This window comes from Fannyhessea sp. C0108B2, assembly GCF_056583915.1.
This window is the reverse complement of sequence record NZ_JBWPJQ010000003.1, coordinates 110,086-132,224: the sequence shown is the minus strand read 5'-3', so window position 1 is coordinate 132,224 and position 22,139 is coordinate 110,086. Positions and strand designations below refer to the sequence as shown.

Genomic DNA, 22,139 nt, shown 5'->3' with positions numbered 1-22,139 from the left:
TGAACGCACAAACGCATTCATGAGCATATGTTGTTTAACTTTTGTGCAAAGAATCACGGCTAGAGTTACTTATCAAGCTTAGCGCACCACGCGTGTTACACACGCGCTGCACAGCACAAAATGCCGTGACTTCGCACGTTTTTACACTACGCTTCCCTACGATGAGCAGCCACAGCCGCAACCAGAAGAATGTTGCTGTGAGCTATCTTGTTTATGCTGCTCAAGCGTCTGTAAACTCGATACAATCTTGGCGTCTTTTTTATCCCATGCAGGCTGTGGACGGAAAATTTGGAACAGTAACAGCGCAATAAAGAGTCCCGCCACAAATGTCCACACACTTACATTACCCAATACAATAAGTTCCCACATCTGATTGATAATCAAGCCTACTACCCACGCAAATCCGCATTGATATGCAATAGCAAACCAGAACCAGCGTGCATTGTTCATTTGTTTACGAATGGTACCAATTGCTGCAAAGCAAGGTGCGTCAAGCATGTTAAACGCTACGAAGGCGCATAGTGCTCCTGCGTGCATTAAACCATTAGAATCGGTAAACATACCAGCAAAGCCTGTCCACATAGAAACTGAGTTTTCTGTTGCATCGCCCAAACCGTAAAGTACACCAAAGGTTGATACAAGGTTTTCTTTTGCAATTAATGCAGAAATCGAAGCTACTGTTGCTTGCCAATTTGCACAACCTAAAGGCGCAAGAATCCAACCGATTGCATTACCAATGCCTGCAAGAACAGAAAAGTCCATAAACTCTTCGGGGACGCCTTCCATAGCTGGAAGATAGCCAAATGCTCCGCTGCCTTCCTGCCAGCCAGCAATACCAAAGTTCGACAAGAACCAAATACCTACAGCTGCCGCAAAAATAATAGTACCGGCTTTGCCAACATATGAGCCAATACGCTCCCAAACATGCAAGCCCCACGATTTAAGCGTTGGAATATGATAATCAGGAAGCTCCATAACAAACGGTGCAGGTTCGCCAGCAAACCACTTGGTCTTTTTGAGCATAATTGCCGAGGAAACAATGCAAACAATACTTAAGAAGTAAAACAGAGGTCCTACCCACCATGCATCGCCTCCGCCAATCAGCACGCCCATAACCAGCGCAATAATCGGTTGCTTTGCACCACAGGGAATCATCGTCGTAAGCATAGCTGTCATACGACGGTCTTTTTCATTTTCGATAGTTTTGGTTGACATAACGCCTGGAACGCCACAACCCGAAGAAATGAGCATAGGAATAAATGATTTTCCAGAAAGCCCAAAACGACGGAACACCCTATCCATAACAAATGCAACACGACTCATATATCCGCAGTCTTCGAGGAAGCACAACAAAATAAAGAGCACAGCCATTTGAGGGATAAAGCCTAGTACCGCACCAACACCGCCGATAATACCATCAACAATAAGGCTAATAACAGGATCAGAAACATCCATTGCTTTCAATGCGTTTGTTGCTGCTTGTGGAATTGATGGAACAAAGCCTGGAAAGTCGCTTGGATCGGGTTCGTCTTTAAGACCATCAACTGCCTCGTCAAAGGCGTCTGCGTCAACATCATCCACAACATCAAGAGTCTGCCCTTCTTCAAGAATAGGCTCACCATCTGCGTCAATACGCGTAATTATTTCGCCTTCGCTATCAACAAAATTGCCATCTTCGTTATGAATCGGAACATCGTGCGCTACCACCTGTGCGTCGCGCGCATCGTCTTTGAAGGTATCAAGCGTTGCCTGAGCCTCTTCGTCATCGTCGTCTTCTTTAAGCTTTGAAATTGCATCCGCAACACCGTCGGTTTCAACGCCTGCGTCTTGCGCTGCATCTATATAACCATCAATTTGATCTTGATAGTGGTTATCATCAAAATCTGATTTTGCGTCATTAAATTCTGACTCGCCTGTTTGCGAAATAAAGAAGCCGTCACCAAAGAGATTATCATTTACCCAGTCTGTGGCACCTTTACCAATGGTAGAGATTGAGAGGTAGTACACCATAAACATTGCAAGCGCAAAAATAGGAAGACCCAAAAATCTGTTGGTTACTACCTTGTCTATTTTTTCCGAAAGCGTAAGCTTTTTTGGAGCGCGGCTTACACAATCGTGTACGACGGTTTCAATCCAGTCATAGCGTTCTGAGGTGATAATAGATTCAGAATCGTCTTGGCGCTCTTTTTCGATCGGCTCAATTACACGCTCGCACGCTTCAAGAACGTCATCAGATAAAGAAAGTTGCTTAATAATTTGGGCATCGCGTTCAAAGACCTTGATGGAATACCAGCGAAGATGATGCTCATCGGTCGCAAAACTAATAACACGAGCAATTTCTTGCAATGCGTTTTCGACACCTTCAGAAAAGCATGCAGTGCCTTTAGAAACAGCCGATGTGCGTGCTGCATTATGTGCAGCTTCTACCAACTCTCCAATATGGGTACCGCGAAGTGCGCTTACCTGTAAAACTGGAACGCCAAGCGCAGAAGAAAGTTTCTTAGTATCAATAACATCTCCGCGCTCTTTAAGCAAATCTGCCATATTAAGGCCAACAACAACAGGGCAACCGCTTTCGATTACCTGAGTTGTAAGGTATAAACTACGTTCAAGATTTGTTGCGTCAACCAGATTGATAAGTGCAGATGGCGACTCCGTCATAATATAATCACGCGACACAATTTCTTCGGGAGAATACGGAGAGAGCGAGTAAATACCTGGAAGGTCAACAAATATCGTAGATTTATCTTTTTGCCATGCAGCTTGCTTTTTCTCAACCGTAACGCCTGGCCAGTTACCAACATAACCGTTTGAGCCAGTCAACTCATTAAAGAGCGTGGTTTTTCCACAGTTTGGATTACCCGCAAGGCCGATAAATGTCTTAGTGGACATGTGATGGACTCCTTTTCTATGCTTTTTGAGTGGTTGCTGAGGTTTGTGCAGAAGACGCGTCTTCTACCTGGGTAACCTCTACACATTCGGCCTCACTTTTGCGAATGGATAACTCATATCCACGCACGGTAAGTTCTATAGGGTCACCAAGAGGCGCTAGTTTACGAACAAAAAGTTTTGTGCCCTTGGTAAGACCCATGTCCATAATGCGTCGCTTAACTGCGCCCATTCCAAGCAGGCGACTTACAACGCATGTTTGTCCCACATGCACGTCTTTTAAGGTAGCCATGCATACTCCTTTCCCGAGCGTTGCCAATCATGCGCAAAAATTGTGCACAAGCAAACGCGTATATATCAAATAACTCTTGAGGTTGTTATACGTAACGACAGTAATGTGTTGGAAACCCTTGTGCGAGCTCTAAGTTATGCGCATGCATGACATAACTCACGGCACGCACATCTCGCCACATGGCAAAATCATTCATGCACGTAAATTCTGCGCGCTATCTCCGATCCAATGCCGAATGTTGTCCCTTTAATCCGCACGATAACGCTTCCGCTCAGCTTGGAAATAATTTCGACAACCGCGCCATCAACAAAACCCAAAGAAGTAATATGGTGCTTTGTATCGTCATTTCCGCGAACAGCACAAACACGGCAAACACTGCCTTCACGCATAAGCGAAAGCGGCATACGATCACTACTCATCCCGTGAATTTCTACCGTCTCGTTCTGTTGCATATGTGACGACCTCTCCCCTACACCCCTTTGTTTGTTGAAACCAAAAGAGTTATATAAAACTAACTAAGTAGTAACATTGTAAACAAATATTTTCAGCTTACTTACAGAAATTAAAGAATTGTTAGTTTTAGTTAAGATTTTCTTAAGCTTTATACATTATTTTCAGGTTCTCCACATAATTGCCGTAATTAAAAAGCACGCTTATAAGTCATAAGCGTGCTTTACACAAACATTATTTTGGTTTTATGAGGCGTTTCCTTAAAAACTTGAAACCTTACTTAGCGCAAACCTTATTTTTTTCTGAAAGAATTACCCCGTATTTTGCAATCCGGCAGCAACGCCTGAAACGGTACACAAAATAAGATAGATAAACTTTTCTTTTTCCTCAGGGCTTAAATCTTGGCCTCGTGTGCGCAACACTGAAAGCGCGTGCGCCTGAGTCACCGACAAAACATCCACAAACGGGCTACGCATACGAATAAGTGGGCCCAATACACGACGGTGTTCGAGCGGCCATTGATTGCCCGTAATAGATAACACCCACTTTTTGGTGAGTTCCATCTCGTCGAGAACCAACGCCGTTAAATCGTCACGCTTGCCAAGCGCCAAATACATTTTTGCGATCCGCGTATCCGTTTTTGCAAGAGACATTTCGATATTGTCAATAAAGGTAGTGAACAGCGGCCACTGCTTATACGCGCTGCGTAGACGTGCCAAGTCACCAATCTCTTCGCATGCAGTTCCTAAACCATACCAGGCTGCTAAATTGGTACGAGCTTGTGACCACGAGAAAATCCACGGGATGGTACGTAGATCAGCAAGCGATGTTGCACCCAGTCCGCGTTTAGCCGGACGGCTACCAATAGGCATCATACCAATCTCGGCCAAAGGCGTAACGGTAGAGAACCACTCAGGGAAGCCTTCGGTATGAATCAAACGCAAGAAACGCGCATGAGCTGCACGGTCGAGTTCTTCGGCTAGACCCAAATATGACTGAGTAGTTTCGGTATTCAGCTTTTCGATCGAAGGAGCCGACTGCAAAAGCGTAGCACCAGCAACAGACTCAACGTGCCTGCGTGCTAAAACTGGATCTCCATAACGTGCAAAAATAACTTCGCCCTGCTCGGTAAGCTTAAAGAATGCATTCACCGAACCCATAGGCTGAGAAAGAACTGCACGGTTTGCAGGACCGCCACCACGTCCAACTGCACCTCCGCGGCCGTGCATTAAAATGAGGTTAATGTTGTGATCTTTTGCCCACTGCGCAATGCGTGCCTGTGTTTCGTGCAACACAAGTGTTGCCGACGTAGGACCTGCATCTTTAGAGGAGTCAGAATATCCCAGCATAACTTCCAAACGCCTGTTTGTTTGAGCCAAGCGCTTTTGAACCGCAGGAATCTCTATCATGTGATTTAGCGTATCAATTGCATTATTTAAGTCTTCTACCTGCTCAAAAAGAGGGATAACATCAAGCGTTGGCACATCTTTATCATGCGCAAACGCAAGATGAGCAAGCGTATAGACATCTTCGATATTTTGAGGCGACTGTGTAAACGAGATAATATAGCGACGCGCCGCCTCAACACCATTGCGGCGTTGAATAGAACCAATGGCACGAAATGTATCAAGCACTTCTTTAGTCATGGGCGCAAGCTCGCCACGTTCTCCCCAACGACCATGCGCGCGAATGTCTTCAAGCGCACGGGTATGCACTAACGAGTGTTGACGAAACTCCATTTGCACGAGCGAAAATCCAAACGTTTCAGCCTGCCAAATAAGACGTTGCACCACACCATATGCAGCACGAACAGCTCCTGCTTGTGCAAGAGACTCTTGGACAATGCGCAAGTCGCCGATAAAGTCTTCTGCCGTTGCATACATAAGATCGGCAGTACGTGTTATAGTTGCTTCCAAACGATTTGCCATAACCTTAAGCACGGCATGATGCAGCTCACTTGCAGAAACCTGATACGCGCGCGCAGAAAGAACTTCGCTCATTTCAACCTGATGATTCCATAGATTGCGCAGCTGCTTAGAAGCAGGCGTTGACACAGTATCAAGCGTTAGGCTTCGCGCTACTTTTTTGGTTTCCTCGGCTAATTTTGCAAGCATATGCGTGCGGAATTTTTCGGCAACTTTTCTACTAACTTTTGCCGTAACATTGGGGTTACCGTCACGATCGGTTCCGATCCAGCTTCCTGGCTTAAAAAACGCAGGACATAAAGGCGGAACCTTACCAGCATCATCGCCCAATTCCCAATCGTCAAAGCGACGATACACATCGGGGACCATTTCAAAAAGCGTATGATCAAAGATGTCAATAATGGTATCGGCTTCTTCAACAGGAGTTGGTTTTTTAAGCGCAATAGGAGACGTTCTAAAGAGCGCCTCAATTTCCTCAAGCATACGACGATCATTTTCGGCCAAAGAAGCTCCGCCAAGACGAGCTCGCTTTTCGAGCAGCGTTGCAATATTTCTAATACGCGACTCAACGGTCTTACGGCGCGCTTCGGTTGGATGTGCCGTAAATACAGGGTGAAATTCCAAACGGTGCAACAGCTCATTTGCCTTGTCTTTGCCACATTCACGCATAATTTCGTGATAGGCAGCGCTTAAGTCGTTATTAGGATTAGCAAAAGGATTGTCTTTTTTTGAAACGGGCGTAGATTTTTCGCGCGCACGCAAAGCTGCAACACGATAATTCTCTTCGCAGATATTTGCCAGATGAAAATACGATGCAAACGCACGCGCAAGCATAGTAGCTTCGTGAATCTCAAGACCATTTATAATACGCACGGCATCTTGGAGTGCAGAGCAGGTTTGGCTTGGATGATGTGCCTCCTGATTATCTGCCTCGATAAAGTCGGAAAGAAGCATATCAAACGTGGTACAAAGGTTTTCGTCGTATTCCTGAATAACTTTACGTACAAGATGAAGAAAAAGCGTTAAATTACTTTTAAGGCTTTCGGGAATATCAACACGCGCAAAGGTGCGTTGCTCTTCGGCGTGCACTGCATGTGTCTTAACTTGGTCCGACTGCCCAGACGGACCGGATTGCAAAGGCTCGTATGTGTGCGAACACACTTCACAGCTCTCAGTATGCTTTTGCGTCTTATGAGCCTCTGTATCGTTTTTGCCAGATTGGTTTTGACAACTAAACTCCGACACGATAACTCCTTTATAAACGATACCCTTCTAAATTACTTATCTAACAATACACCACTTTAAAGCGTGGCAAGGCAGGTTTGACAATTTAGCATAAGCGACACAGAAGCTGTAACCGTTTAGAAATCTTTATGTACAAAAACCTGCACATCATGAAAGATGAGAAAGCATGTAACAAGTGCTCAAAACAAAACGTATAATAGGAATGTTTTTGCAAGATGCACTAACACAAGTGGTAAACATAGCAATCACATGGAGCGCGTGGACGCTTGTACATTCACCTATATACTCGATAGGTACAACCATGTTGCAACGCGCTGACAGAAGTTTATAATGCATGCAAGCTAATGCATACACAACAATGCGTACACACCGTACACATGCATGTTAGGACTGGTAATGAAGCAGGCAATCACACATATACTGCAAAAGTTGGCGCCAAGCTTTGTGCGCTCAAGTCAAAAGCTGCATCCATTACCGCCTGCACGCGCAACAAAATCCACGCACGGAATTATAGATATATGGAAAAACCGCCTCATTGAGGGCATGCGACGTCAAGATTTTGCAAACCAAGTTGCGCTCTATGGGTCGCATCGAACCGTTAAAGACTATCTGTGCAATGCGCTCGGTCAGGCTTGCATGGGGCTTATGTTCCCTTTGCTTACTATTTTAGTTTCACAAATCTGTGGCTGTGACATTGCAGGCCGATTTACCATGGCATTTGTGATAGCTACGGTCTTACAGTTTATTGCGCTTTTTGGGGTTAGAACCTTTCAAGTATCTGACGTTAACGAACAAGATTCATTTGCCGCCTATCAGCTACAACGCATCGTGACATGTCTTGTTATGGCAGCTGTTGGCTGTATATATCTGGTGCTGCGCCACGATAGCGAACTTATGTCATCCCTGCTTATTTCGCTTATGGCTTTTAAGCTTGTCGACAGTCTTGCCGATGTCTTTGAAGGTCGCTTGCAACAATGCGATAAACTCTATCTAGCAGGTATTTCTCAAGCAATTCGCTGCGGCGGCGCGTGTTTTGCTTTTATGTTAGTGCTTATACTTTTTCGCGACGTACAAGCGGCAACGTACGCCCTTGCTCTCTTTGCAGGCGTAAGCTTTGTTGTTATCACCTATCCGCTTGCAAAATTTGAAACGCCCAAATCGCGCGGCTGGGAAGCAATTGAACTCAGCGAACTCTTTTATGAGTGTTTCCCTGCATTTTTAGGTCAATTCCTTTTTGCACTTATTGACAGCTCACCAAAATTTATCATGGAAGCGCTCTTGGATTACCAGCAACAGCTCTATTTTAATGCGCTCTACTTTCCAGCAATGGCTATTGTGCTGGTTGCTGCGTTAGTATATAAACCACAACTCATGAAATTATCAATACTTTGGACACAAAGCGACAACACAAAACGTTTTGATATGCAAACGCTTATCATTGTAACAAGCATTATTGGCATCACGGCTCTTATGGCATTTATTATGTGGAATTGGGGTGCAACCCTTAATGGAATTCTTTATGGCGTCTCATTTAAACATTTACAGTTTGAGCAGCTCTGCATGGTTATTGCAGGCGGTTTAGGAGCAGGCATCGACTTTTTCTTTCAGCTGCTTACCATCATTCGCAAACAGGCAAAAGCTTTTAGCTCCTATCTCATAAGCTTTGGCTTTGTTATTATCTGCTCGCTCATATGCATTACTACATTGCGTTTCAGTGGTGCTGTAGGTAGTTATCTATTGGTCATGATGCTTCTCTGTACGCTATTATGTCTTCAGTATGTGCACGCACGAAGAACGGCACAACAGTATTAAACGTGCTTACACATACGCAATCAAACCAAGGAGAAATTTATGCGACACACCAAAGACTCAAATCCTTATACATCACATATGAGTGCAAAGACAGCTGCAGCTCTTATACTGACGTGTTTGTGCATATTAGGTGCCATAGGCGCAGCATGGATGTACACGCACCGTCTTATGCCTTTACAGCGTGCAGCCGATGAGCGTACCCAACAAGAATCCGCTGCCAAAGAACAGGCTCAGCGTGCGGCCGATGAACAGCGCATTCAAAAGTTAAAGGCGGCCTCGGATCAATATCGACAAGCACTCAAAGATCCAAGTGCATACTTTAGCCATGATTTTGATGTGACCAAACTTTCGTATGCCCTCGTTGATATTACTGATGACCATATCCCCGAAATGCTCATCAAAGCTGAGCATGAAAAAGCAATGTCTGAGATTCACATCTTTTCTTCTCGTGGCAAAGAAGCAGATATGGTTGCAACGGATACTCCTCTTTACGAAGGACACGCATCTGTTGGCGGTGATGACACAACATTTCAAATTGGACGGGAGCCCAAAGAGATTTTGCAAAATGAATATCCCTATAATTCACAATCTATCACTAGCACGGAATATAAGTTAGTCAAGGGTAAACTTATTCGTAAGCAACAATGGACCTATGCGAAAAACAATGTTCCTAAGCAACTTTCACAAGATCGTTGGCGGCCAAGCTCGGATATAACATTTACCAGTGCCAGCGATACTTCTTTATTGGGCAACATGGTAAAGGGCGAGGACTAGTACCACGCAAGGCGGTTTCGCAAGACCAAGATGCGCGCATCGGGACCCATAGTGCGAGTTGTGTAAATCGGACTACGTAGGTCAGCCTACCAAGCCGCTCGACAAACAGATTTCTCCATACATTCAGCTCATCTTAAGCTTTATTTGACATCCTCCAAAAACTTGGTATCATGATAGCTAACATATGAACGCATGTTCATATGTATATATGTAAGGAGGTTATATGCCGCGTCAATCAGCCGCGAACAAAAAGAACTTGCACAATTCGCAGGAAAAAGCACAAATAACACCACACAAATCTCTTAGTGAAGCCACGGCAAAAGATACCGCAAAAGCCGAGATTGCCGCTATGGACATGCCCGATGAAGAAATTCTCTACGACCTTGCCGACCTATTCAAAATTTTTTCAGACACGACGCGTGTCAAAATTCTTTTTGCACTAACCTGCGGTAGCCTATCAGTTAACGATATTGCCGACGCAGTTTGTTTGTCGCAAAGTGCCGTTTCGCATCAGCTGCGCATTTTAAAGCAAACGCATCTTGTTCGTTTTAAGCGCGAAGGTAAACAAATTATCTATTCGCTTGCCGACGACCACGTAAACACCATGCTTTCTCAAGGTATGACGCACATGTGCGAATAGTTGTTTCTATTTTTACTTATCTATGTATCGTAAGTAAGCTAGCTTTGTTTAACTAACCTACATCAATTATCCACACCTCGTGAAGCAGCACCTGCTATAGCTTGTTTCTTTATAGACCGCAACGTCAGGACAAACCATGAACTATCTCGTACGTAAATTCCAAGGACTTTCCCATGAACAGCGCTTCAACCTTATGCGCATTGTAATTTCGCTGGTTATCTTTGCCATCATTGAGCTTCTACCACTCAAACTACTTGGACTACCTTCTATCGCGTGCCTGTGGATTCAATTTGTACTCTTTTTGGTTCCCTATCTCATAGCAGGCTCAGACGTTATTGCGCACGCCTATAAAGGAGTTATCCGCGGACACCTCTTTGATGAAAATGTTTTGATGGTTATTGCAACGGTCGGTGCATTTGCGCTGGTATTTTTCCCCGAAAGCGATCCTCATATGGCAGAGGGCGCGGCCGTTATGATCTTTTACCAAACTGGTGAATGGTTTCACGATTACGCGCTTGATCAAAGCCGCAGCTCCATTAAGTCGATGATGAACATTGCGCCTGCGTACGCCTATCGTATTGAGGGTGATGTACTTACCAAAGTTAAACCTCAAGATATTGAAGTTGGCCAATACATTATGGTAAAACCGGGCGAGCGCATTGCGCTTGACGGCGAAATAATAAACGGCTATTCGCAAATAGACACCTCCGCTATTACGGGCGAAGCGTTGCCGCGCTTGGTGCATATTGGATCATCGGTGGTAAGTGGTTGCGTTAATTTATCGGGCGCACTTACCATTAAAGTTACCAAACAGTATGAAGACTCTACCGTACAGAGAATTTTAGATCTTGTAGAAAACGCCAGTACGCGCAAAGCTCACGCCGAGCACTTTATATCGCGATTTGCACATATATATACTCCTGTTATTGTATGTTTAGCTGCGCTTTTAGCAGTTGTTCCACCGCTTATGGGCTATGGTTCATACTCAACATGGATACAGCGTGCGTTGATATTTTTGGTGGTAAGCTGCCCGTGCGCGCTCGTTATTTCAGTTCCACTTTCGTTCTTTGGTGGTATTGGAGCCTCGTCAAAGCAAGGCATACTCATAAAAGGTTCAAACTATCTTGAAACACTAGCTGTAGTTGATACCGTTGCGTTTGACAAAACAGGAACGCTTACCACAGGTAAGTTTGGTATTATCACCGTTCATCCCGTTCCCGATATTGCGCGCGGTGTACTCTTGCGTATAGCAGCGCATGTAGAAGTGTTGTCCAATCATCCAACTGCGCAGGCTCTTCGACAAGCCTATACCGCAGGTGCAAACCCTCAATTAGTAACTAACTTTACTGAACATTCAGGCAAAGGGGTAAGTGCCGATTTTGAGGGGCACCGCATTGCAGCTGGTAATCTTGCACTTATGGAAGAAGTGGGGATTCACACGCAAGCGTGCGAAGTTATGGGAACCACCATTCACGTGGCGCAAGACGGTGTATATCTAGGTCACATTGTTATTGCCGACTCCCCTAAAGACGATGCTTCGCAAACCATTCTTAATCTGCACAAAATTGGTGTTAAGCGCTGTGTTATGCTAACAGGTGACAGGTTCGACGTGGCAAAAAGCGTATGCCAAAAGCTTGGAATGGATGAATTCCATGCAGAGCTTATGCCGCAGGACAAAGTTGCAATTATCGAAAAGCTTATTCGTCAAGAAGACTCAGGCAGCAAACTGGCATTTGTGGGTGATGGAATTAACGATGCGCCTGTTTTAATGCGCTCAGATGTAGGCATAGCTATGGGCGCTATGGGCTCTGATGCGGCAATTGAAGCGGCTGATGTGGTCCTTATGAACGATAAACCATCAGGTATTGCAGTGGCTATCAACATTGCACGCAAAACCATGAGAATCGTTCGACAAAATATTGTGGTGGCACTCGGTGTTAAAGTTTTAATTTTAGGTTTTGCAGCTTTAGGTATTGCAAATATGTGGGTAGCTGTTTTCGGCGATGTGGGCGTTGCGTGCTTGGCAGTTGCCAATGCAATGCGCTGCCTGCGTGTTGATAAATCTAAAATTAAATAAACTGCAGGGAACATGTAAATAAATGTTAACATTTTGAAAGGAGAAATAATGGAAACAATAGTATCCGCTTTATTAGTTTTTGTCTCTACATCAATTGACTACTTAGTTGTTTTGACTATTTTATTCGCCATTCAAGGCAAGGAAGGTTTGAAGTCAATTTATGCAGGACAGTATATAGGTACAGGACTGCTTGTACTGGTTAGTCTTATTGCCGCTTACTTTTTAAATTTTATTCCACAAGATTGGATTATCGGACTCCTTGGTCTAATTCCGCTAGGTCTTGGTATAAGAGCAATTTTTGTGGATGAAGATATTGATGAAGAAGATATCGAGGGGAAAATTACCGGAGATGGATCAAAAATCTTAGCATTTACAAGTTTAACAGTAGCAATGGGTGGAGATAATTTAGGAATTTATATCCCCTATTTTACAGGAAAGAGTTTGATTGAGATTAGTATAATTTTAGTAATATTTGCGTTAGGGATTTTGATTCTATGCAAATTATCTCAAAATCTCGCCTCAATTTCTGCTATTGGAGAGACTATAGAGAAGTACGAAAAAATAATTGTACCAGTCGTGTTTATTGGACTCGGTCTCTATATAATGATTGAAAATGGAACTATTAATTATTTAATATCACTAATCACAAGTTAATAGTCTATTTTGATATTTCAAACCTATTAAAGGAAATCTTTAATAGGTCTTTTTTTGTTTACTTAAAATTATCTTATCTATCCCAAGAAATATGAGTTTTCAAAATTCGTGTTGATAAATCTAAAATTAAATAAACTGCAGGAAACATGTAAATAAATTCGCGCTGTTATATGCGCAAAGCACGCGCGATAAGTTCAAAAGCTCTAACAAACATGGAATAAAAAACTGGAGCCAGCTACCAGACTTGAACTGGTGACCCCCGCTTTACGAGAGCGGTGCTCTACCAACTGAGCTAAGCTGGCCTACCATAGGCGTATGTTATTCATGATGTAATGTTTGAAAACATACGCCTATTTACTATACGGAAAACCGGCTATATTTCAAGCGAAAATTCTACTATGCATTATTTAACCAAAATTGCAAAACTTTGTACCAAAAAAGCTTGCCTTTATACAAGGCAAGCTTTTAGCAACCTTATGAGTGCCACAAGCAGCGGAGCTGGAGCTCAATGAACGCCTGTACCTGTTACTTGCAAACGAAACAATAATACCTTTTAAGCACCAAGCGTGTTAATCGTAACCGTTACGCGATTAAATGTTTTGTTCACGTACGTTCTCCACTCTTCGTCGCTTGCCTGTTTAACCTGATTTGCCTTTTGCAAAGCAAGTGAGTATGCAATGCGAACTGCGTCGTAGGTTGCGCCTTTGCTCGAAATCTTAAACTTACTTAATCCCTGAGCAAGAGCGCTGTCCTTGGATTTCCATGTATCGGCTGAGCTATCCCATTCATTGCCTGCAAGATCAATAATATATTTTGCATATTCAGCAGAAGGCTCTTGTTCTTTGCCAGCCGCTGGCGGTTTGGGAACAGAAGGAATCGTAGGAACCTTTGTGGTAACAACCTGTTTGCGAAGTTTATCTAAAATTACAGACGTGCGAATCAATTCCTTAACGTTGTCTTCATCCATACCATAACTTTTAGCAAGTAATGACATATCGTCGGTTCCCAAAGAATTCTTTGCAAATTCTGAGACCTCGTCGTCGGAAACATCAATGCCTTGATCGGCTGCGTCTTTTTTGAGCAACTGAGTACGAATGTAACCCATAATTTCTTCGGCAGATGGCTTTGCATAGGTGCCATCGTCACTCTTAGAGCTATCAAGCGAGCGCTTTTGTGCAATAACATCTTTTGCAAGGACGTCTACACGCTTACCATCAAGTTCGTAGGTGGCAATAGCTTGCTTTACGCTATCTTCGGTAAGCGTTTGCGATGCAGCAGCACCTTGGGCGCCAAAACTTGGGAAGGGCAAGCCTTGAATATAGTGACCCAGGCACATTCCTACAATTAATACGACAAGGAGTGCAACAACAAGAAGCAAAAACGATCCCGAGTGATGCTTATTTGCTTTATCAGCACCTTTAGGCAACACAATCTCTCGCGCCGCAGAACGTGTACCTGCTGCTTTATGCAAAGAATTATCCTGGGCATGCATCCCATAATTCCCATTTGAATTTGTACCCATAAAAACCTCCGAATTTTGCACGGGGTTAACCATGCAACTGATCTATGCAACTGTTATGCACATCTTGGTGTAGCGTTAAAATTGCTTACAACAAATATTATTCCTCTTTTTTTAACTCCTCAATAATTTCAACGGAAAACTTATTTATATAGCCGTCTGAATTATGTGCATCAAATTCAAAACGTTTCTTCATAGCCGCACGCGTTTTACGAGAAATATGCGCCTGCGCAAACGTTAGCATCATCTTTAAAATATCGCGATATTCAGGGTCACCGTGGTAACACTGGATAAACTCATCCAAAACCGCCCATGATTTATCAGAATTTTTTTCGGACTGGCTGCCATAGGCAACTAAAAATCTACACGCTGCTAAACGCACAGATGCCGACTCATCATCAAACAAGCATGTTTCTGCATCTCTAAACGACTTGCCCACAGCCTTAACATCATAGGGAGCAAGTACAGCCAAAGCATTAAGCACTTCCCAGCGCGTTTGCGCCTCGGTGCAGGTAAGTGCTTTTTGTAGGGGGCGTATGTGATCAAGTGCGGCCTCAGGATTTTGCGAGCAACGCGCAACCAGCTCATGAGCACAATCTTGACGTTCACGACGACGCGTGCTGCGCAGACCCGTGACCAAATTTTCCAAAGGAATTTTTGTATAGTCTATCTCTTCCATAGCAACTCCTCTCTTAGCGTTCTGAAAAGCCGTCTATCATAACAGAACCTTTTTTATCATCATTATGAATGGTAATAAGCTGCAGTTTTGCGGCTTCTTCCAACAAAGCCGAAAAGCACCTATAGCCATAGCTTCTCTCAGAAAATTGAGGGCACTTACGAATCATGGTTATTTTTAAGTGCGAAGCAAAAATAGCCGAATCGTTTTCGTGCTGAAGCGCATCAATTGTTTCGAGCAACAGTTGATAGCACGGGTGTTTTTCGACAGGTACAATGTCTTTAAACTCGGGAATTCCGGCCTGCGACAAAATGTCTTCGTAAAAGATAAACTCATCGCAAACTTCAACTAAAAGCGAACTGGTAATAGGTTTTGCGCCTATTCCAATAACGGTTTTACCAAATTCTTTTAATTTTGATACCAAAGGCGAAAAATCTGAGTCGCCTGAAAGGATCACAAATGTATCGATATGATCTTTGGTAAGACACATCTCTGTTGCATCAACTGCCAGGCGAATATCGGCAGAATTCTTACCCGTAGACGAACGATCAGGAATTTCTATAAGCTCGATGCCCAACTCATGCAGAGGTGTAACATCTTGCTTAAAACGCTGCCAGTCGCAATAGGCGCGTTTTAAGGTAATACGACCTTTATCAACAAGCCTGCTAAACACGCATTTCATGTTTGGTTGCGCGCGCTTACCGTGCAAAGACGTTTTATTTTTTGATGCGCCTGCCCCAGCTGCAAAGTTTTCGTAGTCAATAAAAACAGCTATTGAACGTTGGTTAATGTCACTCAAATAGTACCCTTTCTGTAAGACGTGCCTGTATATACTTAAAAGCTATAAATTACCTGTTAATACTCTGCTGACACGCAAAAATAATATCAGACACGCCACATATTACATGTAATTATATCGTATGGACAGCATAATTAACGCCGTGTTTGTAAGGATAACAGTATTTATAAATTTTACGAAGTATATATTTGTGAGCTCACTCAAAAGGTGTGCTTGCTTATTGTTCACACTTATGTGCTTACTTATCGCTTACGCTTATATACTCGGGGACATCGGTATTATCGCGCAAAGAACGCCGCACCTCTTCTGCACGACGACGGCTTTGCTTGGTTTTCCCACGCTGCACATGATCTTTATTAACGCGAAAGAACTTATCGTGGAATTTCCAAACGCCCACGCTCTCGCCAAAATCCATTTTGAGCACCGTGATAGCACTTGCCATAGCGCCAATAGGAATGCCTGCCAACATAATAAGGTTTAGCCAACACACAAAAGCGGATATCAAAACACCTATTACCAGGATTTTAAGATGTGCTATCCAATAATCCTTATGATTTATACAGTTTTTGGCAAGTTCGGATCCAATTTTAGTACCAAGTACCATACCAAATAAAAGCATAAGCACCGCAATAAGCGCCACGCCAAAAGAAGCAAAATTAAATGTTGGCATACCGTATCCTTATTTCATCCAATTATCCAAAAGACCCTGCATATCGCTGTGTGCGTCATCGGATGAATCAGAAAATTCTTCTTGGCCGCTCATATGATATGAAGCAGCACCTTTGGTATCTTGATCTTGCGCGCAAGACTTTGACTCATGTGTATCATCAGACGATTGATCAGACGATGGTGATTCTTGTTCGTTGTCTATATACGAATCTTTTTGATATGCCGACCAATCAAGTCCTGCCGCAACACCTTGCGCTTCGTCTTCATAGAGCAAAGAGATTGCCTGAGTGCCCAAACGTTTTCCCCCAATATCGCAGAGCATGTCGTAGAGGTTATACGCGGTATCCGCGCCAGGCAATGAAACCTCAACCTCTTGGGCATGTTCAAGGGCAAGTGATAAATCTTTTTTCATGTGAGCAACCATAAAGCCGGGCTTATAATCACCATCACAAGACTTAGGAGCCAACTCACAAAGTGCGCGCGAAGAACCCATGCCCGATGAAATCATATCAATAACCTGCGCAGCGTCTAAACCAGATTGCTTAGCAAGCGCAAGCGCATCCGCATAGCCAACCATACAAGAAGCAAGGGAAACCTGATTACAAAGTTTTGCAACCTGCGCTTTTCCTGCTTCATTAAAGTAAAACCGCTTGTTTGCAAAAGCAGAAATCAAAGGAACAACAGGCAAAATATCTTGTTCACGAGCTCCAATAAGCGCGGTAAGATGTGCCGTTTTTGCCCCTGTTTCGCCTCCCGTTACCGGACAATCAAATGCTATGCAATGCTTAAGAGCCGCTGCCTGATGAATTTCTTGAGCAAGCAGCGGAGATGACGTAGTAAAGTCGATAATCCAGGTATCTTTAGCAACGTTTTGCAAAATGCCCGTCTGTGTAAGATAAACATCTTCAACATCTTGCGGATAGCCAAGCATGGTGCACACAGCGTCAGCATGACGCACTGCACAAGCAACGTCTTCTGCCCACTGTGCACCTGCCTGAATGAGCGCCTGAGCCTTTTGTTTAGTACGCGAATGCACAATCAGGTGATATCCTGCACGAAGAAGATGGTGCGCCATAGGTGCACCCATAATTCCAGTGCCGATCCACGCCACAGTTGTAATACGTTGCTTCATAGATGAATCAATCCTTAGTAAGAAAACAGATGTGTACGATATACCAAAATGCGCGTCTGAGGCTAGCTACGAAACTGCTCCGCCCATAGTCCTCTTAATTTTTTGCGCAATTTTATCGGTTAAAGACTGTTCGCACCTTCTATCTGTGCCCCAATAAACCATAGCAACCATGCCTGGTCCAACATGTGAGCCTAAAATAGGAGACACTTGAGAGCGGATAATAGTCACGCGATCGCAACCTTTAACTTTTCTGATTTCTTTTTCAAGCCAATCGGCGTCTTTTTCGGCATCGGTTGAAACAATTGCAAGCGGCAACGACGTATCTTTTGCATATCCTGCTTCAAATGCCTGAACCATAGCTTTGAGTGCTTTTTTACGACCACGACACATTCCGCGCAAGGTAAGCGCACCGTTAAGATCATACGAAAGCACCGGTTTAATGTTAAGCTTTCCGCCTACACTCGCCGCCGCTGGAGGAATTCTTCCTCCAGCTGCAAGCGCGTCAAAGTTTTCAAGCGTAAAGAAACCCTGTAGGAAATAACGAGCGTCACGTGCCCATTCATATACTTCTTGAGCAGTTAAACCCAGTGATGCTTGATGGGCAACCTCAATAGCAAGCAACTCCCCTGCTGCTGAATCACAGCGATTGTTAAGCACATAAAGCTCAAAATCAGGGAATTTTTCTTTAATCATCGCTTGCGCGCGACGTGCCGATTCAACTGAAGACGACAATCCACTCGACAGGCATAAATACAGCGTTGGTATTCCCTTTTGAGCACAGCGTTCAAAATACTCGTAGTATCTACCAGGAGTTACTGCCGTTGTAGAAAAGTGCATCTTAGGATTTTTTCTCATGCGCTCATAAAAATCGTGGGCAGACATAGTTTGCCACATGTCATCCATGTGCTCTATGCCTGCCTCATCGACATACGTAAACGGAATGACTTCCAAACCCAAGCGCTTAATAATGGCCGGCGAAAAATCCGAGGTAGAATCCACAATAATATGAATGCTATTCCGACACGGATAATCCTGGTTACTGCTTTGAACGTCGGCGAATTTTGGCTGTTCATCCATTGAGCTATACTGGTTTGTATCCATAATCAATCCTCACAAACGGTTAAGATGGCGTAGTTTTAACACATGTGATTATGAAACGCAACCGCACGCATGCGCTCTATGAATACAACTACTCGCCATCTTCTGTTTCAAGTTTAGGTTTAATAATACCGTATCCACCATTATGACGATGATAAACAACATTAATTAACCCAGTTGTTGCATTCTCAAACACATAAAAGTCATGACCAATTAAATCCGTTTGTACAAGCGCTTCTTCTTCGGTCATAGGATGAAGGTCAATATACTTCTCACGTACCAGCATGTCGTCATCGGCAACCTCGTCAATTAGGTCAGACAAATCCTTAGATGGAGCAGGCACAGGCGCTTGAGAGCGTTGTTTGCGATCGATAATACGGGTTTTATATTTGCGCAACTGCCTGGTAACTTTGTCGCTTGCAGCGTCAATAGCGGCATACATATCTTCTGAGCTTGCTTCAACACGAACTACATTATTACGCACATAAACGGTAACTTCGCAGGTTTTACGATCAGGATTTGAATGATTTTTATCTACACGAAGAACCACATCACAGGTCATCGGCGTAATATCAAAGACTTTAAGCGCATCTCCTACTTTAAGTTGCACATGATCACGCAACGCGTCACTTACGGAAACCTTACGACCGGAAATTTTAATGTCTGTCATGATTCCTCCTTTAATAAAGTTACTTCAAATCCAGGTGTATGAACTTTTGTAACAGCTGCACCGGCAATCAATCCGTTCATCCACACCGAATTTGGTGTGCTTTACATTATATTTCATACCCGCAAAGCTTATCCGTCAAACAAATATAGCTATACGGCTGAATTTTTTCGCTTAATGCGCATGCCCTTTCAAGAAAGTTCTCGTCTCATTTTTTGGTAAACGCTCGTCACATTTTTGAGCAAAACAAAGGCCATACAAGTTTTACAAGCAAGTACATATGATATACTTTCAGTTAACTATCTAGTATAAAGATAGACTACATACACATGGTGCTCTTGTCGCAAATGGGGTGATGATGCATGAAACATCGTACCTTAATTATTACGGTAAGTGTTGCGTTTTGCGCGGTACTAGTTGGTATCTTGTATATTTTTACGCAGCCACCAACCATAAATTCCAAAGACTTTACAACCAAAGATCAGGCACTTGCAATACGTCTGAGTAAAACGCGCACAAACTTGTTAGACTTTAATCCCAATGTTGGCTATCTGGTGCTTGCAGACGCGTCGGGAAATACCCGTGCTTTTAATACGGGCAGCATGCCCTCGGCAGAGCCTCTATGGAGTGATCTTGGTATTTTTTACGCTGGTGCAAAATCTGAATTTTTCACCAATGATCAGGGAACAAAAGCGATTTCACGCGATTTTAAGCCAAGTGTAGAATATGCACGATATGCGCACGATAACGGCCGTGGATTTATTGCCTTTTATGGAGGCGGAGGCAAACCTGGCGAACACAACCAGCCTGTTGTTGTAGGAAGCTCAGAAAGGGCCGAAACCATTAACGTAGACGGCGGCTACATGAATATGGGTGTTTGTGAAGATACGCTTTATGCGCTTACTCAAACAAGATATGCTTCTCATCTTCTTGAACAAGCTCAAGCCGTGTATCAAGAGCACACAGGTGCATCAAATGAAGAACTCGCGGCTATTGACAATTTTGATGTACTTGTACAGGTTTACCCTGCAGATCAAAACAATCCGCAATGCCCGCGCGTGCTTGAAAGCGTTGCACATGATGAAAGCATTTCACACGCCAATAAAGAGTTTCAGCGTTACAACAATAGTATTTATCTTTTAAGCTATCTGCACGATAATCCCGATGCCAGTCGAGACAACAATAAAGACCCAAAGGCTGGACATGCGGTTTTAGAAGCGTGGGATCTTGCAAACCATACCAGAAGGACTCTAGATATTATAGACCCCAACGAAAACTTTATTGATATAGACGAAGATGACATAGGTGGACAAAGAGGCGTGTTGGATGGTAGTGAATATCGTTTTGTAACCAGAACAGGCAAAGTATATTCCGTTGATGTAACAACGGGAGCAGGAAAACATCTCTTCACATTTGAAGCGCTTGCTCATGGTGGAAATATCCCAAGATTTGATGTTACCTCTTGTGCTGTGTATCGCCTGGATAACGGCGAGGACGATTCGGCTACGCTTGATTTTTCTCGCTACGTATTTAAAACTGGCGCTTATGAGCATTTGTTTGACGTTAAAAGCTTGGCAGCATATCGCGGTGAAAACGTTCATATCGGAGGAATTGCAGTTAACCCTAACTGGGAGAAAACACTGCCGTAATACTTTTGATTACGCGTTATGCGTTCGCCTTAAGCAACTTAAACGTATGGTTACCTAATATTATACAAGCGCACCGTCTGATACGAACGGTGCGCATTTGTATTGGATCTACTTAGTGACCAAAGCATTCATTTCGTTGACCTTATGCTTTATCGAAAGATACTGAGTAATCCAGCAAATCGCAAATATTGCTATAAATATACCCACGTACAGTGCGGCGCCCACAACAGAATGCGGCATCCAACCTGCAAAATAAGCAATGGGAAACATCGCTAGACAAGCAATTACAAAATAAACGCCTGTTTGTTTGGTAATACTCCACGAATCAATATCCCAAACAACCGATCCCATTGAAAACAACGAGCCCACTATGCCACACAAAAGCGTTTGAAGAAGAACAGCGTTTAATTCGGTTCCAGCTGTGTTTATGAGCTCTTGATTGACGGGATAGTAGCAATTGTCCCCAATACCAATTGATATAAACAGCGTTATCACATAACCAATTGCAATGCCTAGAGGAAATCCAAGAAGTCCAAGTTGAATGAGTGTCTTTTTCATTATTTACCACCTTTCATGCCTAAGAATTGTTTAATTTTGGCAACGTATCTTCTGGAAACGTATGTTCCAGTTCCATTTGACAACTTTACGTAAATTGTTCCAGTAAAGCTCAAGTCAAAGCTCTTCACTTTGCTTAAATTGATGATCTCAGAATTTGATATCCGTACAAAATCCTTGTTTATAAGCCACTGTTCTATCTCATAGAGCCTCAAACGAAGCGCGTAATCGCCTTGGTTTGTTTGGGCAAAAACTTTGCCAGAGCAAGCAAAAATGCGATAGATATCAGCTGGATCAAGTACCACCGCATCTCCGTCTTTAAACCCAGCAATCACATGAGCGCGCTCATCGGAAAGCATTTCCATGATAAGTTTTATTTCGTCCGTAACTTGATTTGTCATGATAACAATTTTTGGATCCTCATATGTTTTATCAAGTTTAAGTTCAATTTTCATGAGTTCACCTCCTGTACGCTGAGAATTCTATAAGATAGCAGCGTGCAATTTCTACAATTGTGTAATAAGTGGTTGTACGAACGCTATAAGTGGTTACTTTACTGCATAATATACAAAAATCTTTCCAAACATGCGAAACAAGGTAAAGCGCCGCGCATAAGC

The 22,139-nt window shown here is 43.4% G+C and carries 19 protein-coding genes and 1 tRNA gene; 6 read left to right on the top strand and 14 right to left on the bottom strand.

The genetic code is table 11. The features are described 5' to 3' along the window. Window positions 1-156 precede the first annotated feature (156 nt). The 4 genes from feoB to AC1DBT_RS02565 all read right to left on the bottom strand — a co-directional run bounded on the left by feoB (window position 157) and on the right by AC1DBT_RS02565 (window position 6,801). Window positions 157-2,892, bottom strand: a complete 2,736-nt coding sequence (gene feoB / locus AC1DBT_RS02580) for a ferrous iron transporter B (protein ID WP_480018456.1) — start codon at window positions 2,890-2,892, stop codon at window positions 157-159. A gap of 16 nt (window positions 2,893-2,908) precedes the next feature. Continuing rightward, window positions 2,909-3,181 (bottom strand): FeoA family protein, encoded by a 273-nt coding sequence (locus tag AC1DBT_RS02575; RefSeq protein WP_006302514.1) that lies wholly within the window; start codon window positions 3,179-3,181, stop codon window positions 2,909-2,911. A gap of 188 nt (window positions 3,182-3,369) precedes the next feature. Beyond that, window positions 3,370-3,633 (bottom strand): FeoA family protein, encoded by a 264-nt coding sequence (locus tag AC1DBT_RS02570; protein WP_480018455.1) that lies wholly within the window; start codon window positions 3,631-3,633, stop codon window positions 3,370-3,372. 309 nt (window positions 3,634-3,942) lie between these two features. Beyond that, window positions 3,943-6,801: a phosphoenolpyruvate carboxylase gene (locus AC1DBT_RS02565; protein WP_480018454.1), complete on the bottom strand. Its 2,859-nt coding sequence runs from the start codon at window positions 6,799-6,801 to the stop codon at window positions 3,943-3,945. A 396-nt stretch (window positions 6,802-7,197) separates the two neighbouring features. Between AC1DBT_RS02565 and AC1DBT_RS02560 the strand changes: the two genes are divergently transcribed. The 5 genes from AC1DBT_RS02560 to AC1DBT_RS02540 all read left to right on the top strand — a co-directional run bounded on the left by AC1DBT_RS02560 (window position 7,198) and on the right by AC1DBT_RS02540 (window position 12,758). Further along, complete coding sequence (locus AC1DBT_RS02560) at window positions 7,198-8,613, top strand: lipopolysaccharide biosynthesis protein (protein WP_480018453.1); 1,416 nt, start codon at window positions 7,198-7,200, stop codon at window positions 8,611-8,613. A gap of 39 nt (window positions 8,614-8,652) precedes the next feature. Then, window positions 8,653-9,387: a hypothetical protein gene (locus AC1DBT_RS02555; protein WP_480018452.1), complete on the top strand. Its 735-nt coding sequence runs from the start codon at window positions 8,653-8,655 to the stop codon at window positions 9,385-9,387. Window positions 9,388-9,610: 223 nt separating this feature from the next. Next, complete coding sequence (locus AC1DBT_RS02550; protein ID WP_480018451.1) at window positions 9,611-10,027, top strand: ArsR/SmtB family transcription factor; 417 nt, start codon at window positions 9,611-9,613, stop codon at window positions 10,025-10,027. Window positions 10,028-10,163: 136 nt separating this feature from the next. After that, window positions 10,164-12,104, top strand: a complete 1,941-nt coding sequence (locus tag AC1DBT_RS02545) for a heavy metal translocating P-type ATPase (RefSeq protein WP_480018450.1) — start codon at window positions 10,164-10,166, stop codon at window positions 12,102-12,104. A 48-nt stretch (window positions 12,105-12,152) separates the two neighbouring features. Then, complete coding sequence (locus AC1DBT_RS02540; protein WP_480018449.1) at window positions 12,153-12,758, top strand: CadD family cadmium resistance transporter; 606 nt, start codon at window positions 12,153-12,155, stop codon at window positions 12,756-12,758. Window positions 12,759-12,984: 226 nt separating this feature from the next. On the opposite strand, the gene AC1DBT_RS02535 is transcribed toward AC1DBT_RS02540, so the two are convergent. The 8 genes from AC1DBT_RS02535 to hpf form a co-directional block, all read right to left on the bottom strand. Continuing rightward, a tRNA-Thr gene (locus AC1DBT_RS02535) sits at window positions 12,985-13,060 on the bottom strand. Window positions 13,061-13,311: 251 nt separating this feature from the next. Then, on the bottom strand, window positions 13,312-14,280 hold the full coding sequence (locus tag AC1DBT_RS02530; protein ID WP_480018448.1) for a hypothetical protein: 969 nt from the start codon (window positions 14,278-14,280) through the stop codon (window positions 13,312-13,314). A 97-nt stretch (window positions 14,281-14,377) separates the two neighbouring features. Next, window positions 14,378-14,956, bottom strand: a complete 579-nt coding sequence (locus tag AC1DBT_RS02525) for a hypothetical protein (RefSeq protein WP_480018447.1) — start codon at window positions 14,954-14,956, stop codon at window positions 14,378-14,380. 13 nt (window positions 14,957-14,969) lie between these two features. Next, the gene (locus tag AC1DBT_RS02520; protein WP_061103200.1) at window positions 14,970-15,752 is read right to left on the bottom strand and encodes an NYN domain-containing protein; all 783 of its coding nucleotides are present in this window, start codon (window positions 15,750-15,752) and stop codon (window positions 14,970-14,972) included. 238 nt (window positions 15,753-15,990) lie between these two features. Further along, window positions 15,991-16,422 (bottom strand): hypothetical protein, encoded by a 432-nt coding sequence (locus tag AC1DBT_RS02515; RefSeq protein WP_480018446.1) that lies wholly within the window; start codon window positions 16,420-16,422, stop codon window positions 15,991-15,993. 9 nt (window positions 16,423-16,431) lie between these two features. Beyond that, entirely contained in the window at window positions 16,432-17,553 is a 1,122-nt protein-coding gene (locus tag AC1DBT_RS02510) for an NAD(P)-dependent oxidoreductase (protein ID WP_480018445.1), read from the bottom strand. Between the two features lie 66 nt (window positions 17,554-17,619). Beyond that, a complete protein-coding gene (locus tag AC1DBT_RS02505; protein WP_480018444.1) occupies window positions 17,620-18,654 on the bottom strand; it encodes a DegV family protein in 1,035 nt (344 codons plus the stop codon). A gap of 88 nt (window positions 18,655-18,742) precedes the next feature. Continuing rightward, the gene (hpf, locus tag AC1DBT_RS02500; RefSeq protein WP_480018443.1) at window positions 18,743-19,321 is read right to left on the bottom strand and encodes a ribosome hibernation-promoting factor, HPF/YfiA family; all 579 of its coding nucleotides are present in this window, start codon (window positions 19,319-19,321) and stop codon (window positions 18,743-18,745) included. A 359-nt stretch (window positions 19,322-19,680) separates the two neighbouring features. Here hpf and AC1DBT_RS02495 point away from each other — a divergent pair, with 359 nt between their 5' ends. Continuing rightward, window positions 19,681-20,967 carry a hypothetical protein gene (locus AC1DBT_RS02495; RefSeq protein ID WP_480018442.1) on the top strand — a complete coding sequence of 429 codons (1,287 nt, stop codon included), beginning with the start codon at window positions 19,681-19,683 and terminating at the stop codon, window positions 20,965-20,967. A gap of 108 nt (window positions 20,968-21,075) precedes the next feature. Here the strand turns inward: AC1DBT_RS02495 and AC1DBT_RS02490 are convergent, their stop codons facing one another. Together AC1DBT_RS02490 and AC1DBT_RS02485 are read right to left on the bottom strand one after the other, a co-directional pair. Then, a complete protein-coding gene (locus AC1DBT_RS02490; RefSeq protein WP_480018441.1) occupies window positions 21,076-21,525 on the bottom strand; it encodes a DUF3021 domain-containing protein in 450 nt (149 codons plus the stop codon). Next, complete coding sequence (locus AC1DBT_RS02485) at window positions 21,525-21,977, bottom strand: LytTR family DNA-binding domain-containing protein (RefSeq protein WP_480018440.1); 453 nt, start codon at window positions 21,975-21,977, stop codon at window positions 21,525-21,527. The genes AC1DBT_RS02490 and AC1DBT_RS02485 overlap by 1 nt, the downstream gene beginning before the upstream one ends. Window positions 21,978-22,139 lie beyond the last annotated feature (162 nt).